The sequence below is a fragment of the Bradyrhizobium sp. AZCC 1719 genome, from assembly GCF_036924525.1.
Taxonomy (GTDB): Bacteria; Pseudomonadota; Alphaproteobacteria; order Rhizobiales; family Xanthobacteraceae; genus Bradyrhizobium.
This window is the reverse complement of the sequence record NZ_JAZHRU010000001.1, coordinates 6038708-6056636: the sequence shown is the minus strand read 5'-3', so window position 1 is coordinate 6056636 and position 17929 is coordinate 6038708. Positions and strand designations below refer to the sequence as shown.

Below are 17929 nucleotides of genomic sequence, written 5' to 3'. Positions count from 1 at the left end.
TGGTTCCGCGAGTTCCCGCTCAGATAACGTACCGTGTAATCCCGGACAACGCCTGATTGGGCATAGTCCTATGTGATGGGTTGTTGCGTAGCCCCTTGGCGCTGCTAAAGTTTCCGTGAACGGTAATTTTTCTTCGGCGGCCCGGACGCGGCCTGCGGAAAGACAGTTTTGATGAACCACGATACGCGGCTGCGCGAAGCCATTGAGGCCTGCGCCAGCCCGTCAGGGTCGGTTGCGGCGGCCACGGCAAACGGTGTCTATGCCGCGCTGGACCTTGGCACCAACAATTGCCGGCTGTTGATCGCCAGCCCGACCGGCGACGGTTTTCGCGTGGTGGATTCGTTTTCACGGATCATCCGGCTTGGCGAGGGCATTTCCGCCACCGGTTCCATCAGCGAGGCGGCGATCGAGCGCGCCATCGCGGCGCTCAGCATCTGCAGCGACAAGATCCGCTACCGCAAGGCCAAGCGCCTGCGGCTGATCGCGACCGAAGCCTGCCGAGCTGCCGCCAATGCCGACAGCTTTCGCGCCCGCGTCGCGAGCGAGACCGGCATCCGCCTCGAGGTGATCGATCGCGAGACCGAAGCAACCCTGGCCGTGATCGGCTGCTCGCCGTTACTTGATTCAAGGGGGCGGGGTGCGATCCTGTTCGACATCGGCGGCGGCTCGACCGAGCTGGTGCGGATCGAGCGCGATCCGGACGAGCAGAACGCGGTGCCGCGCATCAAGGCGTGGATGTCGGTCCCGCTCGGCGTCGTCACGCTGGCCGAGCATTTCGGCGGTCGTGACGTCACGGCGGAATCCTATGCGCGGATGGTGCGCGAAGTCGCGCACTATGTGGCGCCGTTTGCGGCCGAGCACGGCAACGATTTGCGCGACATGCATATGCTGGGCACCTCGGGCACCGTGACGACGCTTGCCGGCATCCATCTCAATCTGGCGCGCTACGACCGCCGGCGCATCGATGGCATCTGGATGAACGGTCCCGACGTCACGGCTGTGATTCAGCGGCTGCTCGGTATGAGCTATCAGGAGCGGGCCAACAATAACTGCATCAGCGTCGAGCGCGCCGATCTGGTGCTGGCCGGCTGCGCCATTCTCGACGCGATCCGCGACGCCTTCCCATTGCCTCGGCTCCGCGTCGCCGACCGCGGCCTGCGCGAGGGCATGCTGGTGGAGATGATGCGCGAGGACGGCGCGCTGCGGCCGTGCTGATGTGTGGGTCCCGGGCTATGCCCGCAAACTGGAAGAGCGGCTGAAAGCCAGCCGCTCTTCCCTCAAAGCTGAGCAATAGGGCCCGCACTAGGCGGCGCGCCGCACCTCTTCCATATTCTGCTTAATCTGCTTTCCGGCATCGTCGGCCAATTTGAGCGACATATCGGCGATCCGCCGGCTGCTCTCCAAAACAGAACCCATGGTCTCACGGACCAGGTCCGTCTGAACGGCTGCAACCTCCTGAGGAGTTCGGCAGGCCCACAATTCATTCATGCGGTCCATGTTCGTCTCGACTTGATGCCGAACTAACTGCAGGTATTCCTGCGAAATGCCGCCCATCACTTTGGCAGCCGTTGTGCCGGTATATAGGATGGTTTGCGCGTTGCGGGCCGATCGTTCGGTTGCCTGTTGCACTCCCTCTCCTGACAGGCCGAGCGAGCGACCAAGTTGCTCCGTGGACCGCCCCATCATGGTCGTCGCCATATCCAGGCCGAAGCGCCAGGTGCTCTGTAACGTCTCGGCGTTTTGCTGGAATAGGGTAGCACCTGCCCGGACCACTTCCTCGCCGGCTTCAGCCGCAGCATGTCCGATTCGCGTTGTCTGCTCGGCTGCAGCTTGTCCAAAGCGGCTGGTCTGTTCGGCAGTCCTCTCGCCGGCGCGGCGGGCGGCGTCTTCCATGCCTTGGGTAGACTTTTCCTCTTGGCGTGGGTTGGCCATCTGAACTTCTCCGCTGATTGCAGGTTGATGACTCCCCCAGCTCCGACCCGAGCAACGCAATCGCTGTGCGACCGTTCCAAGCCTTCCGATCTTTTCTGCACACCTCGCTTGGTTCGCAACGACTGCTTACGAACGTCGGCAAACATGTCGCGGTTATGCCGCAGACTGGCTCTTCACCCGCCGCAATTCGGATCGCTAGGCACGGCACGAGGCTCAGCGAATGTCCACTGCCCCGAAGCTATCTTAGGGTGTCGTCCTTGTTCTGGTGATTGGGAATATAGTGTTCTCAGGTCACGGCCGAACGGAAAGAACCCACCGATCGGCAATTTCATCGACTGCAATGGCGTGCGGCTGCATTGCCTCGAACGGGGTGACCCGGCAGCCCGGTGCGTCGTCCTGTTCCATGGCAACGGGGGGCTGGCGCTGAGACAGTGGGTCCGGCGATCTCATCATACTCGCTTCAATGCGCATCCACTTCCGTGCTACTGATTCCAGGCTCCGGGTCCGGGCTGGCATTTTCAAGACAAGTATCGATATGGCGAAAGACACCACCGGACGGCTGCACGTCACGGTCAAGAGCGCGGGCAAGCGCAAGCTGTCGTCAAAGCTCTGGCTGGAGCGGCAGCTCAACGATCCCTACGTGGCGAAGGCCAAGCGGGAGGGCTATCGCTCGCGGGCGGCCTACAAGCTGATCGAAATCGACGACAAGTATCGGTTTCTCAAGCCCGGCAACGCCGTGGTCGATCTCGGCGCTGCCCCCGGCGGCTGGAGCCAGATCGCGGCCAAGCGCGTCGGCGCGATCAATGGCAAGGGCAAAGTGGTCGCGATCGATCTGCTGGAAATGCCGGAAATTCCCGGCGTCGATTTCGCGCAGCTCGACTTTCTGGCCGAGGACGCACCCGAAAAGCTGATCGCAATGATGGGCGGTCGCGCCGATGTTGTGATGTCCGACATGGCGGCCAACACCACCGGCCACCGCAAGACCGATCAGCTCCGCATCATCGGCCTCGTCGAGACGGCCGCGGCCTTTGCCGCCGAGGTGCTCAATCCCGGCGGGACGTTCCTGGCAAAAGTCTTTCAAAGCGGCGCCGATGCCGAACTCGTCGGCCAATTGAAGCGCGACTTTTCCAGCGTGCGTCACGTCAAGCCGGCCTCGAGCCGGCAGGATTCCTCGGAGCGCTACGTGCTGGCGATGGGGTTTCGAGGGCACCGCAATTAGAGCGTTTTCCAGCGAAGTGGACACCGGTTCGCGTCAAGAAAACGCGTCAAAACAAAAATCTAGAGCCCGGTTCTGATCAGAACTGGGCTCCTGCAACCTGGACGGCGCGAGGACTGGATAGCGTCTCCAACGGTTGCCGTCCTTGGCCCGGATCACGCGTCGAATCCCTGGAACTTTCTCCCGTAGCGGCGTATTTCAGTACTAAGTATTTGTTTCAGTACTCAGGCGCGGTCTGTTTGTCACATGCAGCCCCAACGCCACCGGGAATTTTCTGCAAGTGAGCCGCGCCTCCGTCTGGGAAGGAGTATTCCCGTGATGGAGCAGAGGGCCAGAGTTGGCAATCGATTGTTAGCTGCGTTGCCGCCGGCAGACCTCGATTTGCTTGTGCGTCATTTCCGACTGGTCACCCTCGAACGTGACGCCGTGCTGGTGCGGTCGGGCGATCCAATAGAACGGATTCACTTCCCGCTTAGCGGCCTGATCGCTTTCGTGATGGATATGCCGAGCGGACAAACCGTTGCGACCGCAGTCGTTGGCAATGAAGGAGCCGTGGGCGTCCTGACGACGCTGGGGCCTGCCCGCTCTCCAACAACGGCGGTGGTGCGGATGGCGGGGACCGCGCTGCAGATTTCGCCGGCACAGTTTCAGGCGGCGCTTGAACGCAGCAGCGCCTTGAGGGGAACGGTTCAAATCCACACCAGGGCGCTAATGGTCCAATTCCAGCACGTTGCAGCCTGTAATGCGCTGCACTCGGTGACGGCGCGCCTGGCAAGATGGTTGCTGCAGCTCCACGATCGTGCCGACGGCGACATCCTGCCGGTGACGCAACAGACGCTTTCGGAACTGCTCGGTGTGCGCCGCCCGACGGTGACGCATGTCGTATGCAAGCTGCGCGACTCCGGTGGAATCCGATCCAATCGGCGCAGCTCGATTGAGATTGACAGGAAGCGGCTCGAAGCGGCGACATGCGAGTGCTACCAACTCATGCGCCGTAGAATCGATCGCATCGTCCTGACGGAAGACATGAAAGTGCCGCCGCTTGGCGCCGAAGCTTCCCTGTCTGCCAACGCGGACGAAGTGCGGCAGCGCACTCCGACGCGGGGAGCGACCGGCCAACGGCCAAGGGGTCATTGAGAGGTCATTGACCGGATTGCTGGGCCTCAACGGTCGACAGGTGCAGGATAGTCGGCGAGGCGCGGAGACGGGAAAATTCGGCATTTGGGCGTGAAAGCGCGCCGCGAGTTACCCCAGCCGCTGGTCCCGCGCGTCCTCGGTGCCTTCGCTGGCGGCCTTCTTGGTCGCTGCCTTTTCCGCACCCTTGCGGCTGGAGATCTCGACGACCTTGCGCCCTGAAATCTCGTGGCCGGCATCGTCGGGCATCTGCCAGAAGAAGTATGCCGACGCCGCCGAGATGATCGCAACTACGAGGAACGCGGGCGGGAATACGCCGGCACTCAGCTCCGTGACATGCTGGTACAGCATGGTCGATTCCACCGAGAACGCGCCGACGGCGACGCCTGCCGATATCGCCAATTGCTGGTTGACGCTGACGAGCGTGGTGGCTCGGCTCATCTGCGCCGGCTCGACCTCGGCATAGGCGACGGTGTTGATCGCGGTGAACTGCAGCGAGCGGAAGAAGCCGCCGACCACGAGGATGATGAAGATCAGCAACAGCGGCGTCGTCACCGTGAACAATGCGCAGGCGGCGAGAAAGACCGCGCTGATGACGGCGTTGACCGTCATCATGTAGCGGAAGCCGAACGCACGGATGATGCGTGCGGCCAGCGTCTTCATCCCCATGGCGCCGACGGCCGAGGCAAACGTCACCAGGCCGGACTGGAATGGCGTCAGCCCAAAACCTTCCTGCATCAACAGCGGCAGCAGGAACGGCAGCGCGCCGATGCCAAGCCGGAACAGGAAGCCGCCAATAATGCTGGCGCGCATGGTGGACAGTCGCAGCAGCGAGAAATCCAGCACCGGCGAGCCGGTTCGTTTCGCGTGCATGACATAGAGCGTCATCGAGATGGTGCCGATCGCGACCAGGCCGGCGATAATCGGCCATGGCAACAAATTGAGACCCGCGACCGAGAGACCGAAGGCGATTCCGGCTAGCCCAATCCCGGCCAGCACCAGCCCATAGAGATCGAAGCGCTCGGGATCGTCGCTCTTGATCGGGTCGATGTACTTCATGGCCATGAAGATGCCGAGCAGCCCGATCGGGATGTTGATCAGAAAAATCCAGTGCCAGGAGAAGTAGGTGGTAATGAAGCCGCCGAGCGGCGGGCCGATCACCGGCCCGACCAGCGCCGGCACCGTCACCCATGTCATCGCATTGACCAGCGCGCTCTTGTCGATCGAGCGCAACAGCACCAGCCGTCCGACCGGCGTCATCATCGCCCCGCCCATGCCCTGCAGGATGCGGGCGATGACGAAATGGGTGACGTTCTGCGACAGCGCGCACCCGATCGACCCGATCATGAACACCCCAATGGCGATCGAGAACACCATGCGTGCACCGAAACGATCGGCGGTCCAGCCGCTGGCCGGAATGAACACCGCGAGTGAAAGCAGATAGGACGTGATCGCCAGCTTCAGCGTCAGCGGGCTGGTGCCGATGTCAGCCGCGATCGCCGGCAGCGAGGTCGCAATCACCGTCGAGTCCATGTTCTCCATGAACAGGGCGGTGGCGACGATCAGCGGGATCAGGCGTTGCTTGTCCATCGGGATGGGGGGATTGAAGAAAGAGGCAGGCGAGGGCGCTGTATCACCCCACTGTCACACAAGCCATTGCGAAACCGGGCATACCACCTAAATCCTGCGTGACGCTGGTATGCACCGCGCCAGCCGCTGGAGGTCATGATGATCTACGTTCTCGCCGCGCTGTTGCCGCCGCTCGGGCTGCTCCTGAACGGGCAGCCGTTTTCGGCGATCTTCAACCTGGTCCTGATCGTGTTTTGCCTGGTTTTCGGGCTGATCTTCCACGTGCTGTTCCTGGTGCCGTCGGCGCATGCGCTGATCGCGGTTCACATGAAGCGGGAGGACCGCCGGCACCGCGAGGTGGTGGAGGCGATCCGCCAGCACGGGCCGCCGCCGGGCTATCGGCCGTAAGGCCTTGCCGTAAACTCTTCCCCTAAGCCCTTGGGATTGCGGCGTTTCCCGAAAAGTCTGTGCATAGCCGTCAAACGCTTTGATTCGGCGTGCTGCCATGCTATCGACCACCGTCAACCCCACCGATGGGCTTCGATTCGACGGCGATGCCGGTAGCATCGCCGAAGGCGGCGTTCATCCATAGAACTGATTGGGGCGGCGAGCCGCCGAAAGGAGTTGGCAATGGCGCAGGGCCTTCAGGGTATCCGTGAAGCCTTCACGTTCGACGATGTGCTTCTGAAACCCGGTCTCTCGGATATCTTGCCCTCGGAGGCTGATATCCGGTCCTACGTGACCCGCGCGATTCCGCTGAACATTCCGATTATCGCGTCGGCGATGGACACGGTCACCGAAGCGCGCATGGCGATCGCGATGGCGCAATCCGGCGGCGTCGGCGTCATTCACCGCAACTTCGATCCGGAAGGGCAGGCCGCCCAGGTGCGGCAGGTCAAGAAGTATGAATCCGGAATGGTGGTCAATCCGCTGACCATCGGTCCCGATGCGATGCTGTCGGACGCGCTGGCGCTGATGAAGGACCACGGCTTTTCCGGCATTCCCGTCGTCACCGGCGCCGGCAAGAATTCGCCCGGCAAGCTGATCGGCATTCTCACCAACCGCGACGTCCGCTTTGCGACCAATCCCAAGCAAAAAGTCTCGGAGCTGATGACGCATGAGAACCTTGTCACGGTTCGCGAAGACGTCAGCCAGGACGAGGCGAAGCGGATGCTGCACACGCACCGCATCGAGAAATTGCTCGTTGTCGACGACCAGTACCGCTGCGTCGGGCTGATCACCGTCAAGGACATGGAAAAGGCGGTTGCGCATCCGCTCGCCTGCAAGGACGAGCATGGCCGCCTGCGTGTGGCTGCCGCGACCACGGTCGGCGAGGGTGGCTTTGAGCGCACCGAGCGGCTGATCGATGCCGGCGTCGACCTGATCGTGGTCGATACCGCACACGGCCATTCCTCGCGGGTGCTCGACGCGGTCAATCGCATCAAACGGCTTTCCAACGCGGTGCAGGTGATTGCCGGCAACATCGCAACGAAAGAGGGCGCGCAGGCGCTGATCGACGCGGGCGCCGACGCGATCAAGGTCGGCATCGGCCCGGGCTCGATCTGCACGACGCGCATCGTCGCCGGCGTCGGCGTGCCGCAGCTCACCGCGATCATGGATGCGGTGGAAGCGGCGAAGAAGGCCGATGTGCCCGTGATTGCCGATGGCGGCATCAAATATTCAGGCGATCTGGCCAAAGCGCTCGCTGCCGGCGCCGACATCGCCATGGTCGGCTCGCTGCTCGCCGGCACCGACGAGACGCCCGGCGAAGTGTTTTTGTGGCAGGGCCGCTCCTACAAGGCCTATCGCGGCATGGGTTCGGTCGGCGCGATGGCGCGCGGCTCGGCCGACCGCTACTTCCAGCAGGACATCAAGGACACGCTGAAGCTCGTGCCTGAAGGCATCGAGGGCCAGGTGCCCTACAAGGGCCCCGTCGCCAACGTCATGCACCAGCTCGCCGGGGGCCTGCGCGCCGCGATGGGCTATGTCGGCGCACGCAACCTCGCCGAATTCCACGCCAAGGCTCAGTTCGTCCGCATCACCGGTGCTGGCCTGCGCGAAAGCCACGTCCACGACGTGACGATCACGCGGGAGAGCCCGAATTATCCGGGCGGGGCGTAGTTTCGACAGACGAAATTACCGTCGTCATTCCGGGGCGATGCGAAGCATCGAACCCGGAATCTCGAGATTCCGGGTCTGGTCCTGCGGACCATCCCGGAATGACGGCTTCCGATTGCTTGACTCCTCCGCTACGCTCGCAATGACGAAGAACAATAACATTTGGAGGAAACCGTCATGTCCGCATCAGCCAAACGCATCGTTCTCGCCTCGCGCCCCGTCGGCGAACCAAAACCCTCCGACTTCCGGCTCGAGGATTGCCCCATCCCCACGCCGGGCGCTGGCGAGGTGCTCCTTCGCACCATCTGGCTGTCGCTCGATCCCTACATGCGCGGGCGCATGAGTGACGGGCCGTCCTATGCCCAGCCGGTGCCGATCGGCGGCGTGATGGAAGCAGGCACCGTCAGCGAAGTGATCGCCTCGAACAATCCCGGCTTCGCCAAGGGCGACATCGTGCTGTCGCGCGCCGGCTGGCAGACGCATGCGGTCTCCGACGGCAAGGGCGTTGCAAAAATCGATCCGAAAATCGCGCCGATCTCGACCGCGGTCGGCGTGCTCGGCATGCCCGGCATGACGGCGTATACGGGCCTGCTCGACATCGGCAAGCCGCAAGCGGGTGAGACCGTCGTCGTCGCGGCCGCTTCCGGCGCGGTCGGCTCGGCGGTCGGCCAGATCGCGAAGATCAAGGGCGCCCGCGCGGTCGGCATTGCCGGCGGCAAGGACAAATGCGCTTACGTCAAGAATGAACTCGGCTTCGACGATTGCCTCGATCACCGCGATCCTGATCTCGCGGCCAAGCTGAAGGATGCCTGCCCAAAAGGCATCGACGTCTATTTCGAAAACGTCGGCGGCGCGGTGTTCGAAGCCGTGTTTCCGCTGCTCAATGCCTTTGCGCGCATTCCGGTCTGTGGCCTGATCGCGCATTACAATGACACGCAGGCGGTGGCGCCGAAATGGGCGCCGTCCCTGATGCGCGCGGTATTGACCAAGCGGCTCACCATCCGCGGCTTCATCGTCAGCGATTTCGCTGCGCGCCACGGCGACTTCCTGCGTGACATGTCGGGCTGGGTGCGCGAGGGCAAGGTCAAGCACAAGGAATTCGTCACCGAAGGCCTCGAGAGTGCGCCTGAAGCGTTCATGGGCCTTCTGAAGGGGGCCAATTTCGGTAAGCAGTTGGTGCGCGTCGGGCCGGACAGGATTTGAAACCGGCGCGCGCCCGGAGTTCTGGGGAACCCTCAACGAGGAAGCTCACGCCTACTTGAGGTGGCGGAACGTCCCTTCGAAACTGTCGTTGGCCCTGACATCTAATGGAGAAGCCAAATGACGATCTTCAAGAAACTATCGCTCGGCCTGGTTGCCGCCACGATGCTGGCCACTCCTGCGATGGCTCAGGCGGTTTATCAGGAACCCGGCATGATCGGGTTTAACTATCCGAACTCCGCTTACACGACGGGAGGTTACGGTGTCACTGTGACGCCCGGACCCGGTTACTACGGCAACCGGTTTCAGCCGGCCCCACGCGTAGGTGCCTTTGCGACGGCACCGTGGACCGATGGTGGCTCCTACTACGGCTACGTTGAGCGGGAATACTGAGCTGCTCTAGGATTTCCTGCCAATCAGTGAATCCAGATCAACATCGGTTTGTCCCGGCGCCTTGACGTGCCGGACTTCAAGGGCGTCGGGCTGGAAACGATACTCTACCAGCCCGACTTCCTTGACACCGATCACTTCCTGCATCCGATCGGGAATAATGAAGCCGGCGGAGGGCGCCCAGACATGGCGGGTGTGGCCAAAGGTAAAGTCGCGCCGCTGATGAACGTGGCCTGAGGCGACCAGCCGCAGATCGACGGCCGAAAACATCTCGATCAAACTCCTGCGCCGGGGCTGCGGCACATAGCGGATTGCCGTTCCCGCCGTCTCGGGATCATCAGGCGTGTGCAGGTAAAGCGGCTTGTGCAGGAACAGCGCAACCGGCCTGCCATTGATGCGCCCAAGCTCCGCCGCCAGCCAGCCGAACTGCTCGGCCTCGCTCTCGATTCCCGTGTTCATGATTAGCGAATTCAGGCCGATAAAGCTCCAGCCGGCCGCATCGAAGCGCCAGCGGTCTTCGCCGATGACGGACAGATATTTCTGCCGCTCCTGTTCGGTTGCCGGCGGTTTCGGCGGGGCGCCGACGGCCGTCGGGTTGTCGCCGACATCGTGATTGCCAGGCAGATGTCGGCACGGCACCGGCAGCGCGTCGTGCAATTCCTTCGCGAAGTTGAGATCGTCCGGGTTGGTCGGCGCGTCGAAGGCGAGATCGCCGGTGTTGACGACGAGATCGGGACGCGTCGCGTCGATATGCTCGCTGACGCGGTGAAAATTGTCGGTGAGTTGTTGCAGACGGCGGGTGAGGTGGGTATCGGAAATTTGCGTCAGGCGAAATTCGGTCATGCAGCAATCCTTTCGGACGGATTATCGCCGCGTCTGGAGTCAGAACGATGACGATATCTTAAGTCGCCGTCGCCGCCCCACTTTCCATTGTCGTACCCCGCCACCGGGTCTCGCCTTCGGCGAGCCCGATGACAGGCTCCGGCGGGGTACCCAGTACGCCGCGGCCCATCAGTTCAATCATTGCTGTCTCTGGAATACTGAATCACCCGCTTTCGCGGGTGCTGACAGTTTTCGGGATGGCGCGATCCTCACCCCAACGTCCGTCGCCAAAACGCCAGCATGTCCTCCCGAAACAGCTCAGCGTCGCCGTCGCGGCTTCCAATCTTCGCGCCCTTGCGGCCATAGCCGGCCTTCAGCGCATAGATCATCAGGTCGCGGTCGGTCAGCTTGCTCTCCGCGACGCCCTGAAGCGGATGGATGAAGGCGCCGTCATTGGCGATATAGGCCGTCGGCGCGGCGGGGGAGACGGACGCGTCAGCGACGTTCTCGATTCCGGTGCCGCGGTCAAAACTGTGCTGCGCGCCGCCGATCAGCCGCATCGTCGCCTTGCCGCCGGAGAGGCGGACGGCCTGGCAATGGCCCTGCACCTGCATCGGCGAGCACCATTCATCGGCATCACCCATGATGACGCGGATTTCGGTCTCGTCGACGGACGGATCGAGGAACTGATGGCCGCTCCAGGGATAGGCGGCAAGCACGCTTCGAAAACCGGCGCCGGCGCCGACCACCGCATCGGCAAAGCGGCGCGTCGCAGCCGTCAGCACGGCCGAGCCGCCGCGGCTGTGGCCTTGCGCGCCGATCCGGGATGCGTCGATCTCCGGATGGGCTGACAGCACCATCCAGGCCGCCAGCACGTCATAGGCGCTGGCAGCAAAGGAGAACTGGGTCTGGTTGGCGACGGTGGAAGTCACATTGCGCGCGCCGAAACTATCCAGCACAAACGCCGCAAAGCCGTCACCGACCACCGTTTCGGCATGCGCCAAATGCGAGGCCGCAACGCCGAGGCTGCCCGGCACCACCATCACCAGCGGCAGCTTCCCATTGCGCTTGCGATCGTTCGAAGCCGGCAGGAACAGCTTGCCGTCGATCACAAGTCTCGGCAGCTCGGCTGCATTGCTGATGACGTGGAAGTAGTTGACCGGATTGGCGGTGAGAATATCGATATTCTGTCCCTTGGCGCCGTTGGCGAAGACAATGTCCTGATCGCGAAATCGCAAGTTTCAATCCTCCCGCGGCCGCTCTTTTTCGGCGACCGTCAGGGATACAGTAGAGCGCCGGTTGTTGGCGTCAAAGCAAATGTGCCCAGCGGTCCGCCATCTTTATATCTCAATGGCGTCAGAGCACGCGGTAGCGGATCGCGAAGGCGTCATGACTCTCCGGTGTCACCGTGCCGCCATTGGCGGGGACGATGCCGTCGGCCAGATGCCATGGTCCGAACTGCTCCGAATGCGAGGGGCTTGCCGGCAGCCGCAGGCGGAACGTGCTTTGGGCCCGGCCGGGGAGGTTCAGCACCATCATCCGCTCGGTGGTGCGATAATCGAGCGTCACGGTCCCGCGCAAGATGCTGCGACCGTCGGGCGCGGAGGCCAGCGCCTCCTGGACCTTCGCCAGCTTCTGGTTCCGGTCAGTGAGCAGCTCGATCTGGATGTCTGCGGCGGTCGTCAACGTCGCCTTTGGCAGGCGGATTTCAAATTCCACCGCGGGCTTTGCCGGATTGAGGCCGAGATAGGCCTGCGCCGCGTGCCTGATGTCCGAGATTGCGAAGGCGAGCAGGACCAGCACCGCGGAAGCGGCAAGCCCGTGTTTGAGCAGATCGTGGCGGCTGCGGTGGCCACCGTGGAAATAGACGGAGAGCATGATCGCGACCGCCAGCGCCGCGGCGATACCGGCCAAGGCCGACATGACGATGCCAAGGCCGCCGTCCGGGCCGTCGCTGAATCCGACGGCCCGGAGCAGGGAGGTCACGGAATCGCCGGGCAGCTCGGCGGCACGGCCGGCGCCGGTCAGGATCGGGGAGGTGATGTTCATCGCCTGCTCGCGGATTGCTTCAAGGCCGGTTCGAGACCAGAACCTTCGGAATTCTCGATAGTTGGTCGTCTGGGCTCTCCTTGTGGTTCAAGCGAGCCCGGTTAAACGTCCTGCGTCATAAGACCCTCATGGTGAGGAGCGCGAAGCGCGTCTCGAACCATGAGGCCCTGTCTGTGGCCTACATCCTTCGAGACGCCCGCTTCTCGCGGGCTCCTCAGGATGAGGGGTTGAGCGGTATGACGCAGAATTAAGTGGATTTGTCAGGTGAGGGGCGCCTCGCTATTGCTGTAAGGCCTCACGCAGGCTTCGGGGGAGATTCTCATGTCGGTTCAAATGGTTTTGCTGCCGGTCTTCGTTCTGATCGGGCTCACATTCTTCCTGATGTTCTGGATGGTGACGGCCCGCACCAAGGCGGTGAAGGCCCGCGAAACCAGCCTGAAGGACATCGCGCTCGGACAGCCGAAATATCCGGCCCGCGTGGCCCAGATCGGCAATTGCTTCTCAAATCAGTTCGAAGTACCGCTGCTGTTCTACCTCCTGATCGCGCTGGCGCTGCCGCTGCGCCGGGCCGATCTCTTCATCGTGCTGATGTCCTGGGTGTTCGTGGTGACACGATTTGCCCATGCCGGCATTTTCGTCACCTCGAACAACATCCAGCAGCGCAGCCTGGCGTGGTTTGCCGGCGCGCTGGTGCTGCTTGTGATGTGGATCTATTTCGCGCTGAAGCTTCTCTTCTGATCTAGTCCGAACCCGTGCGGCCAGCCGTTGGCCTGCCGCGGCGTGGGCCTCTGCCTATGGGCGAGGTGTCTCCGGCACATAGATCAGCCGCCCGTCCGGCAGGCGGTAGGTGATGCCGGCGCGCATTCCCCGCCCTTCGCCGATCTCGCCGCTCGTCTCATATTGCGTCATCGACTGTGCGTCCTTCACGACGATGCGCATGTCCGGCTTGCCCGGATTTTCGACGACGACAACGTCCTTGTTCGAGAATGGATTGAGCGGATTCTGCACGATGACGATCATCAACATCGCGATGACGACGAGAAATACGTCGATCAGATTGACCACCGAAAGAATTGGATCGTCTGCATCCGTCTCCGACAGGAACCTCATGACGCAGTCTCCTGGGCGCGTTCCACAGCGCGCAATTCCTGCAACAGCCAGCGGCGGCGTACCGTCAGGATCGCAAAGGTGATGCTTGCCGTTACCAGCGCCAGGATCACGGACGAGAAGGCGAGTGCCAGATTTTCCCCGACGGCTCTGGCGTTATTGTTGGACAGCGCGAGCAGTGCCGGTCCCATCGGAATCATCGTCGCGACAAGTCCAAGCATGGGTGCAGTGCGCGACACGATCCTCAGCCACTCAAGCCGCTGCATGATCCATAGTTCGAGATCGGCACTGCCGGCGCGTGTTGCCGCATGATAGGCGGAAAGGCGAGACCGGTGTTGGCCGCGTCCGCGTTGCAATGCCTCGGCGGCAAACGCTCCCAGCGCGACGAACGCGTAGATCAGGGAGGCCAGGATCAGCGCCAGGATCGGATACAGAAACACCGTCGTAAGAACATACAGAGTGGAATCGATAGTCTTCATGCGCCTCGTCCCAAAGTCGACATATGCCGGTTGGTGCGCGTCTGAACGCCCGCGCCGGCAACGAAACAAGCAAACAGGAATGCAGCGCCAAGCAAGGCGCGCCAGCCGACATCGGCACCGGCCGGCGCAGGGGGCGTCGGCTGAAGGACGGGGCCACGAACCGGCTCGGATCCATCCGCCAGCTCTTCTGCCGATTTCGGCTGGTTCGAGGCGGCGCCGCCAGCCGCGGCGTTCAAGCCAAAGCCGGCCGCGGTTTTTGCAATGAAGGCGACGGTCTCTGGCTCGCCGAGATTGATGTCGTGACGGGCCGCGAGCTCCTGCCAGCGCTGGATCAACTCCTTGCGGGTCTGCTCGGCAGCGTCCCAGTAGCCTTTTCGGATCGCTTCGATCATCCGTTCGACGATCTGCGCCTGCGCAGTCGGGTTGTGCGCCTCGAACCAGGCAGCAAGGTCCAGATTGCGGACGTCGCGAACAAAAGTGTCATGCATCGCCTGCCATTGATCGGCGCGCACGGTGTTCGGATCAGCCACCTGCCATCCGAAGAAATTGTTGACGACATTCAGTATCTCCAGTGTTCCTGCATAACCCTCCTGCCGCATTCCCTCGATCCAGTGCGGGTTGAGGTAGCGCGAACGCATCTCGTCGGCGAGGAACCTGGCCGCTGAGGTGATGCGGGAGTTCTGTTCGCGCAGGTTGGCGATATAGAGCGAGGGACTGCGGCCATCGAGATGTCGAACCGCAATTGACAAGCCGCCGAGATATTCGAACGGGTGGTCGGTGGAGAGGATGCCGTGCAGCTTCGAGGAGCGTGAAAGGACTGCAGCTTGCGTACCCTTCAATTGCTCGGCAAACAGGTTTCCGCCTTCGATCCGTGTTCCCCATTCCTTGTCGGCGTAGGCGTATTGCAGTCGCGACAGGAACGCTTCCGCAAGCGGCGCGTCCTGCTCCCAGGCCGTGGACTTTAGGATGGCGCCCGGCAGGCTTGTTCCGTAATCGCCGGGTGCATTGCTGAACATTCGCATGGATGCAAGACGGCGCGCTTGCGCTGTCCCCAGTTGGGCGGTCAGCCTGCCGGCGATCGCTTCCGTGTTGTGAGCAATCGTGTTTCCGGCCTCGTCGAGAGTGCCGAGCCGCGCTATGGCGCCAGCAAGCAGCCGCATGAAGCCGTCAAACTGGTCGCGATAAACGCTCGTCACCTGCAGTACCGCGTCGATGCGGGCGCGGCCGAGTTCCGCAGCAGGAATGATCTCCATTGCAACAACACGTCCACCCGGGTCCCAGACCGGGCGAAGGCCCAGCGCATGCATCGCCTGCGCTTCCATCACCCCGAGGTGACGCATGGTCTCGCCCGACCACAGGCTGAAGGCCAGCTTCGTCGGGATCTCGCCGCCATGCTCGGCACGATATGCATCGAGAAGCTGCGTGAGCGCCACGCCGCCTGCCTCGTAGGCCTCCCTGGTCGGAATCTTGTCGGGTTCAAATCCAAACAGATTGCGGCCGCTGGGCACATCGGGATTACGGATGGGGTCGCCGCCGGGGCCCGGACTGACGAAGCTGCCGGCAAGGCCCGCAAGCAGCGCCTCGATTTCGCCCGTCCCGACGAGATGGCGATCGAGAGCCATGGCGCGCTCAAGCATCGTCCGCAGTTCCGGATCCGCTACTTCGTCGAGCGAGACGCCTTGCCTCAGATGCCGTCGCAGCAGCCGGTAAGGCGGGCTGTCCTGCAGTTTGCTCGAATCGACTGCGAAAAACTCCTTCGGATCGGCGCCAAGCTTCCGATAGAACGGTGTGCCGAGCTGCTGCATGACGGTCGCGACGCGTTCCTCATCGCTGGCCGGCTCACCAAAAGTATGCAGGCCGTGCGGCATGGCATGGTCTGCGAGCGCGTGCACATGATCATGCAGTTCTGCGAGGAAGGCGGCGAAGTCGTCCTGCATTCGCTGCTCGCTCCATCCCATATCGCGGTGCATGTTGGCGGCCAGCACGGTCTTGCGAAGCTGGGCCGCGACCCGGTCGCGGACCGTGCCTTCGTCGAGCTGCGCATGTTCGTGGATCTTGGCATGCAGGTCGCGCAGCTCGTCGTAGAGACCGGCCGGCGAGAAGGGTGGCGTCTGATGGCTGACCGTCACGGCGCGGCCTCGGCGTTTGGCCTGGATCGCTTCCGCAACATTGTCCTGGATGTAGGGATAGAACACCGGCAGGGCGCCGATGGCGAGATAGGGATAATCGTCGACGGACAATCCGCGATCCTTGCCGGGTGTCCATTCCTGCGTGCCGTGGGTACCGAAATGGATGAGCGCATCGGCGCCGTGGGCCTCTCGCAGATAAAGATATGTAGCGAGATAGAGGTGCCCGGGCGGTTGTTTGGTGTCGTGATAGTCGGCGCCCGGCCGCCCGCTACGGGGCGGCTGCGGCATAATGACAAGATTGCCGAGCGCAAGGCGCGGAATGACCAAATGCTTTTCGCCTGCGATCTCGATGACGTCAGGTTGAGCGCCCGGATCGCCCCAGCGCGCCAGCAGTTCTTCGCGGCGCCTCTGCGGTAATTCGTCCAGCCATGTGCGATAGCGGGCGAGGGGCAGGGTGGCGGCGAGGCCTTCGTCGCGCAAGGCGGGCAGCCGTTCCGGATGATACAGGGCGCCCATCATCGCCTGGGCAGATTTGATAAGCCGTGCCTCGTCCGCGGCAGGTACGTTGTAGCCGGCCGAGGCAAGCGATGCGGTCAGGCGTTCGAGGCTGCGTGGAACGTTTAGATTGGAAGCCGAGACGTTTTTTTCTCCCGGCGGATAGTTCCAGAACATCAACGCCAGCCGCTTGTCCGCCGCCGGCTTGCGACGGAGAGCGGACAGTTGCGCCGCCTTGTGCAACAACGCATCCACCTGCGGGGATATCGGCACCGGCTCGCCTTTGCGGACGGCCTCGATCACCATGGGGTCGCTGATACCCCAGCTTTCCGGCTGCGCGAGGAACGTCGCAACAAGCCTCGAGTTCATGCCCGTATCGGCAACTGACCAGGCTTCCGGATCGCCCTCCCGGAAGCTTACCGTCTGGACCACGGGAATATTGAGGCTTGCAAACTCGGCGCGTCGGGCCCGGCCGTTCTGCATATGCGTGGCTACGATGAGCAGATCGGGTTTTGCTGAGCCGACGCTCTTTTGCAGCGCTTCCGGGTCCGCGGCATCGAACCAGAAGGGGATTGGCGCCAGGCCGAGACTCTCGCTGCGTGCGACCAATGCATCGAGCACCTGCGTCTCCATCCCGGATATCAAGCCTGGGTGGATATTGATGGCGATACGCGGTGCACCTTCCTTCCATCGATCGGCCCCCCATTGCAGGTAATCTTCGACGGACTTGAAGAGCGCACCGGCCTGCGGGTGATAGAATCCCGTCTGCGGGATGGGTGTGGGCGCAGGGATGGAGGAATTGCCCTGCGCAACAAGGGATGCAAACATCGCGCGAAGGTTGGATTCTCCTCCGCTGGAATAATAGCCAATCAGTCGCCGTGCTTCGGTCGGCGGAAAATTGCCGAATCCCGGCGGGCCGCCGCCGACGCGGATCCACGGCGTCCGACTTTCCGTCAAGGCAGCGCCAATCCGCTCCTGAACCTTCGCCAGGTCCATCGGGCGAGGCGTATCGAGAATCACGAGGTCAACGCCCGCGATCCAGGCCTTGGGATCGCCAGCGTCGGCCTCAACATAGACGTGATCGAGTTTCAACCCGGCGTCCTTGGCGAGGCGCGCAAGCTTGTCGAGTCTTCCCGGCAGCACAAAATCGGTCGTGATGACACGAAGGTGCGAAACAGGACGTGAAGCGCCCGCATCTTGCGCTCTCGTCGCAGGCGATGGCAAGGCAACGAGGGCCACGATCGCTACAAGGCAGTTCAAAGCGAAGCCGATACGGTTCAACATCGCGC

The 17929-nt window shown here is 62.7% G+C and carries 16 protein-coding genes; 8 read left to right on the top strand and 8 right to left on the bottom strand.

Going from position 1 to position 17929, the window contains the following annotated elements; translation table 11 throughout:
• Positions 1–171: 171 nt before the first annotated feature.
• Positions 172–1215 (top strand): Ppx/GppA phosphatase family protein, encoded by a 1044-nt coding sequence (locus tag V1292_RS28720; RefSeq protein ID WP_334375942.1) that lies wholly within the window; start codon positions 172–174, stop codon positions 1213–1215.
• A gap of 87 nt (positions 1216–1302) precedes the next feature.
• On the opposite strand, the gene V1292_RS28715 is transcribed toward V1292_RS28720, so the two are convergent.
• Positions 1303–1932, bottom strand: coding sequence for a phasin family protein (locus tag V1292_RS28715; protein ID WP_334375941.1), 630 nt, complete (start codon positions 1930–1932; stop codon positions 1303–1305).
• 535 nt (positions 1933–2467) lie between these two features.
• Between V1292_RS28715 and V1292_RS28710 the strand changes: the two genes are divergently transcribed.
• Both V1292_RS28710 and V1292_RS28705 read left to right on the top strand, forming a co-directional pair.
• Positions 2468–3151: an RlmE family RNA methyltransferase gene (locus V1292_RS28710; protein ID WP_057846319.1), complete on the top strand. Its 684-nt coding sequence runs from the start codon at positions 2468–2470 to the stop codon at positions 3149–3151.
• A 243-nt stretch (positions 3152–3394) separates the two neighbouring features.
• The gene (locus V1292_RS28705) at positions 3395–4285 is read left to right on the top strand and encodes a Crp/Fnr family transcriptional regulator (protein WP_334375940.1); all 891 of its coding nucleotides are present in this window, start codon (positions 3395–3397) and stop codon (positions 4283–4285) included.
• Between the two features lie 108 nt (positions 4286–4393).
• On the opposite strand, the gene V1292_RS28700 is transcribed toward V1292_RS28705, so the two are convergent.
• On the bottom strand, positions 4394–5872 hold the full coding sequence (locus V1292_RS28700) for a DHA2 family efflux MFS transporter permease subunit (protein ID WP_334375939.1): 1479 nt from the start codon (positions 5870–5872) through the stop codon (positions 4394–4396).
• Between the two features lie 138 nt (positions 5873–6010).
• Here V1292_RS28700 and V1292_RS28695 point away from each other — a divergent pair, with 138 nt between their 5' ends.
• The 4 genes from V1292_RS28695 (at position 6011) to V1292_RS28680 (ending at position 9562) form a co-directional block, all read left to right on the top strand.
• Positions 6011–6259, top strand: coding sequence for a hypothetical protein (locus V1292_RS28695; protein WP_213285993.1), 249 nt, complete (start codon positions 6011–6013; stop codon positions 6257–6259).
• Between the two features lie 222 nt (positions 6260–6481).
• Positions 6482–7972, top strand: coding sequence for an IMP dehydrogenase (gene guaB, locus V1292_RS28690; protein WP_334375938.1), 1491 nt, complete (start codon positions 6482–6484; stop codon positions 7970–7972).
• A 174-nt stretch (positions 7973–8146) separates the two neighbouring features.
• Complete coding sequence (locus V1292_RS28685) at positions 8147–9172, top strand: NADP-dependent oxidoreductase (protein ID WP_334375937.1); 1026 nt, start codon at positions 8147–8149, stop codon at positions 9170–9172.
• Positions 9173–9289: 117 nt separating this feature from the next.
• Entirely contained in the window at positions 9290–9562 is a 273-nt protein-coding gene (locus V1292_RS28680) for a hypothetical protein (RefSeq protein ID WP_334375936.1), read from the top strand.
• Between the two features lie 6 nt (positions 9563–9568).
• Here the strand turns inward: V1292_RS28680 and V1292_RS28675 are convergent, their stop codons facing one another.
• The 3 genes from V1292_RS28675 to V1292_RS28665 all read right to left on the bottom strand — a co-directional run bounded on the left by V1292_RS28675 (position 9569) and on the right by V1292_RS28665 (position 12430).
• Positions 9569–10402: a metallophosphoesterase family protein gene (locus V1292_RS28675; RefSeq protein ID WP_334375935.1), complete on the bottom strand. Its 834-nt coding sequence runs from the start codon at positions 10400–10402 to the stop codon at positions 9569–9571.
• 248 nt (positions 10403–10650) lie between these two features.
• Positions 10651–11619, bottom strand: a complete 969-nt coding sequence (locus V1292_RS28670; RefSeq protein ID WP_334375934.1) for a dienelactone hydrolase family protein — start codon at positions 11617–11619, stop codon at positions 10651–10653.
• 118 nt (positions 11620–11737) lie between these two features.
• Complete coding sequence (locus V1292_RS28665; RefSeq protein WP_334375933.1) at positions 11738–12430, bottom strand: acriflavin resistance protein; 693 nt, start codon at positions 12428–12430, stop codon at positions 11738–11740.
• 321 nt (positions 12431–12751) lie between these two features.
• Here V1292_RS28665 and V1292_RS28660 point away from each other — a divergent pair, with 321 nt between their 5' ends.
• Complete coding sequence (locus V1292_RS28660) at positions 12752–13168, top strand: MAPEG family protein (protein WP_334375932.1); 417 nt, start codon at positions 12752–12754, stop codon at positions 13166–13168.
• Between the two features lie 54 nt (positions 13169–13222).
• Here V1292_RS28660 and V1292_RS28655 read toward each other — a convergent pair whose 3' ends face one another.
• From V1292_RS28655 to cobN, 3 genes are read right to left on the bottom strand one after another with little or no spacing between them, the layout of a single operon-like run.
• On the bottom strand, positions 13223–13540 hold the full coding sequence (locus V1292_RS28655; RefSeq protein ID WP_334375931.1) for a DUF2149 domain-containing protein: 318 nt from the start codon (positions 13538–13540) through the stop codon (positions 13223–13225).
• A complete protein-coding gene (locus V1292_RS28650; RefSeq protein WP_334375930.1) occupies positions 13537–14016 on the bottom strand; it encodes a MotA/TolQ/ExbB proton channel family protein in 480 nt (159 codons plus the stop codon). The genes V1292_RS28655 and V1292_RS28650 overlap by 4 nt, the downstream gene beginning before the upstream one ends.
• Positions 14013–17924 (bottom strand): cobaltochelatase subunit CobN, encoded by a 3912-nt coding sequence (gene cobN / locus V1292_RS28645; RefSeq protein ID WP_334375929.1) that lies wholly within the window; start codon positions 17922–17924, stop codon positions 14013–14015. The genes V1292_RS28650 and cobN overlap by 4 nt, the downstream gene beginning before the upstream one ends.
• Between the last annotated feature and the right edge of the window lie 5 nt (positions 17925–17929).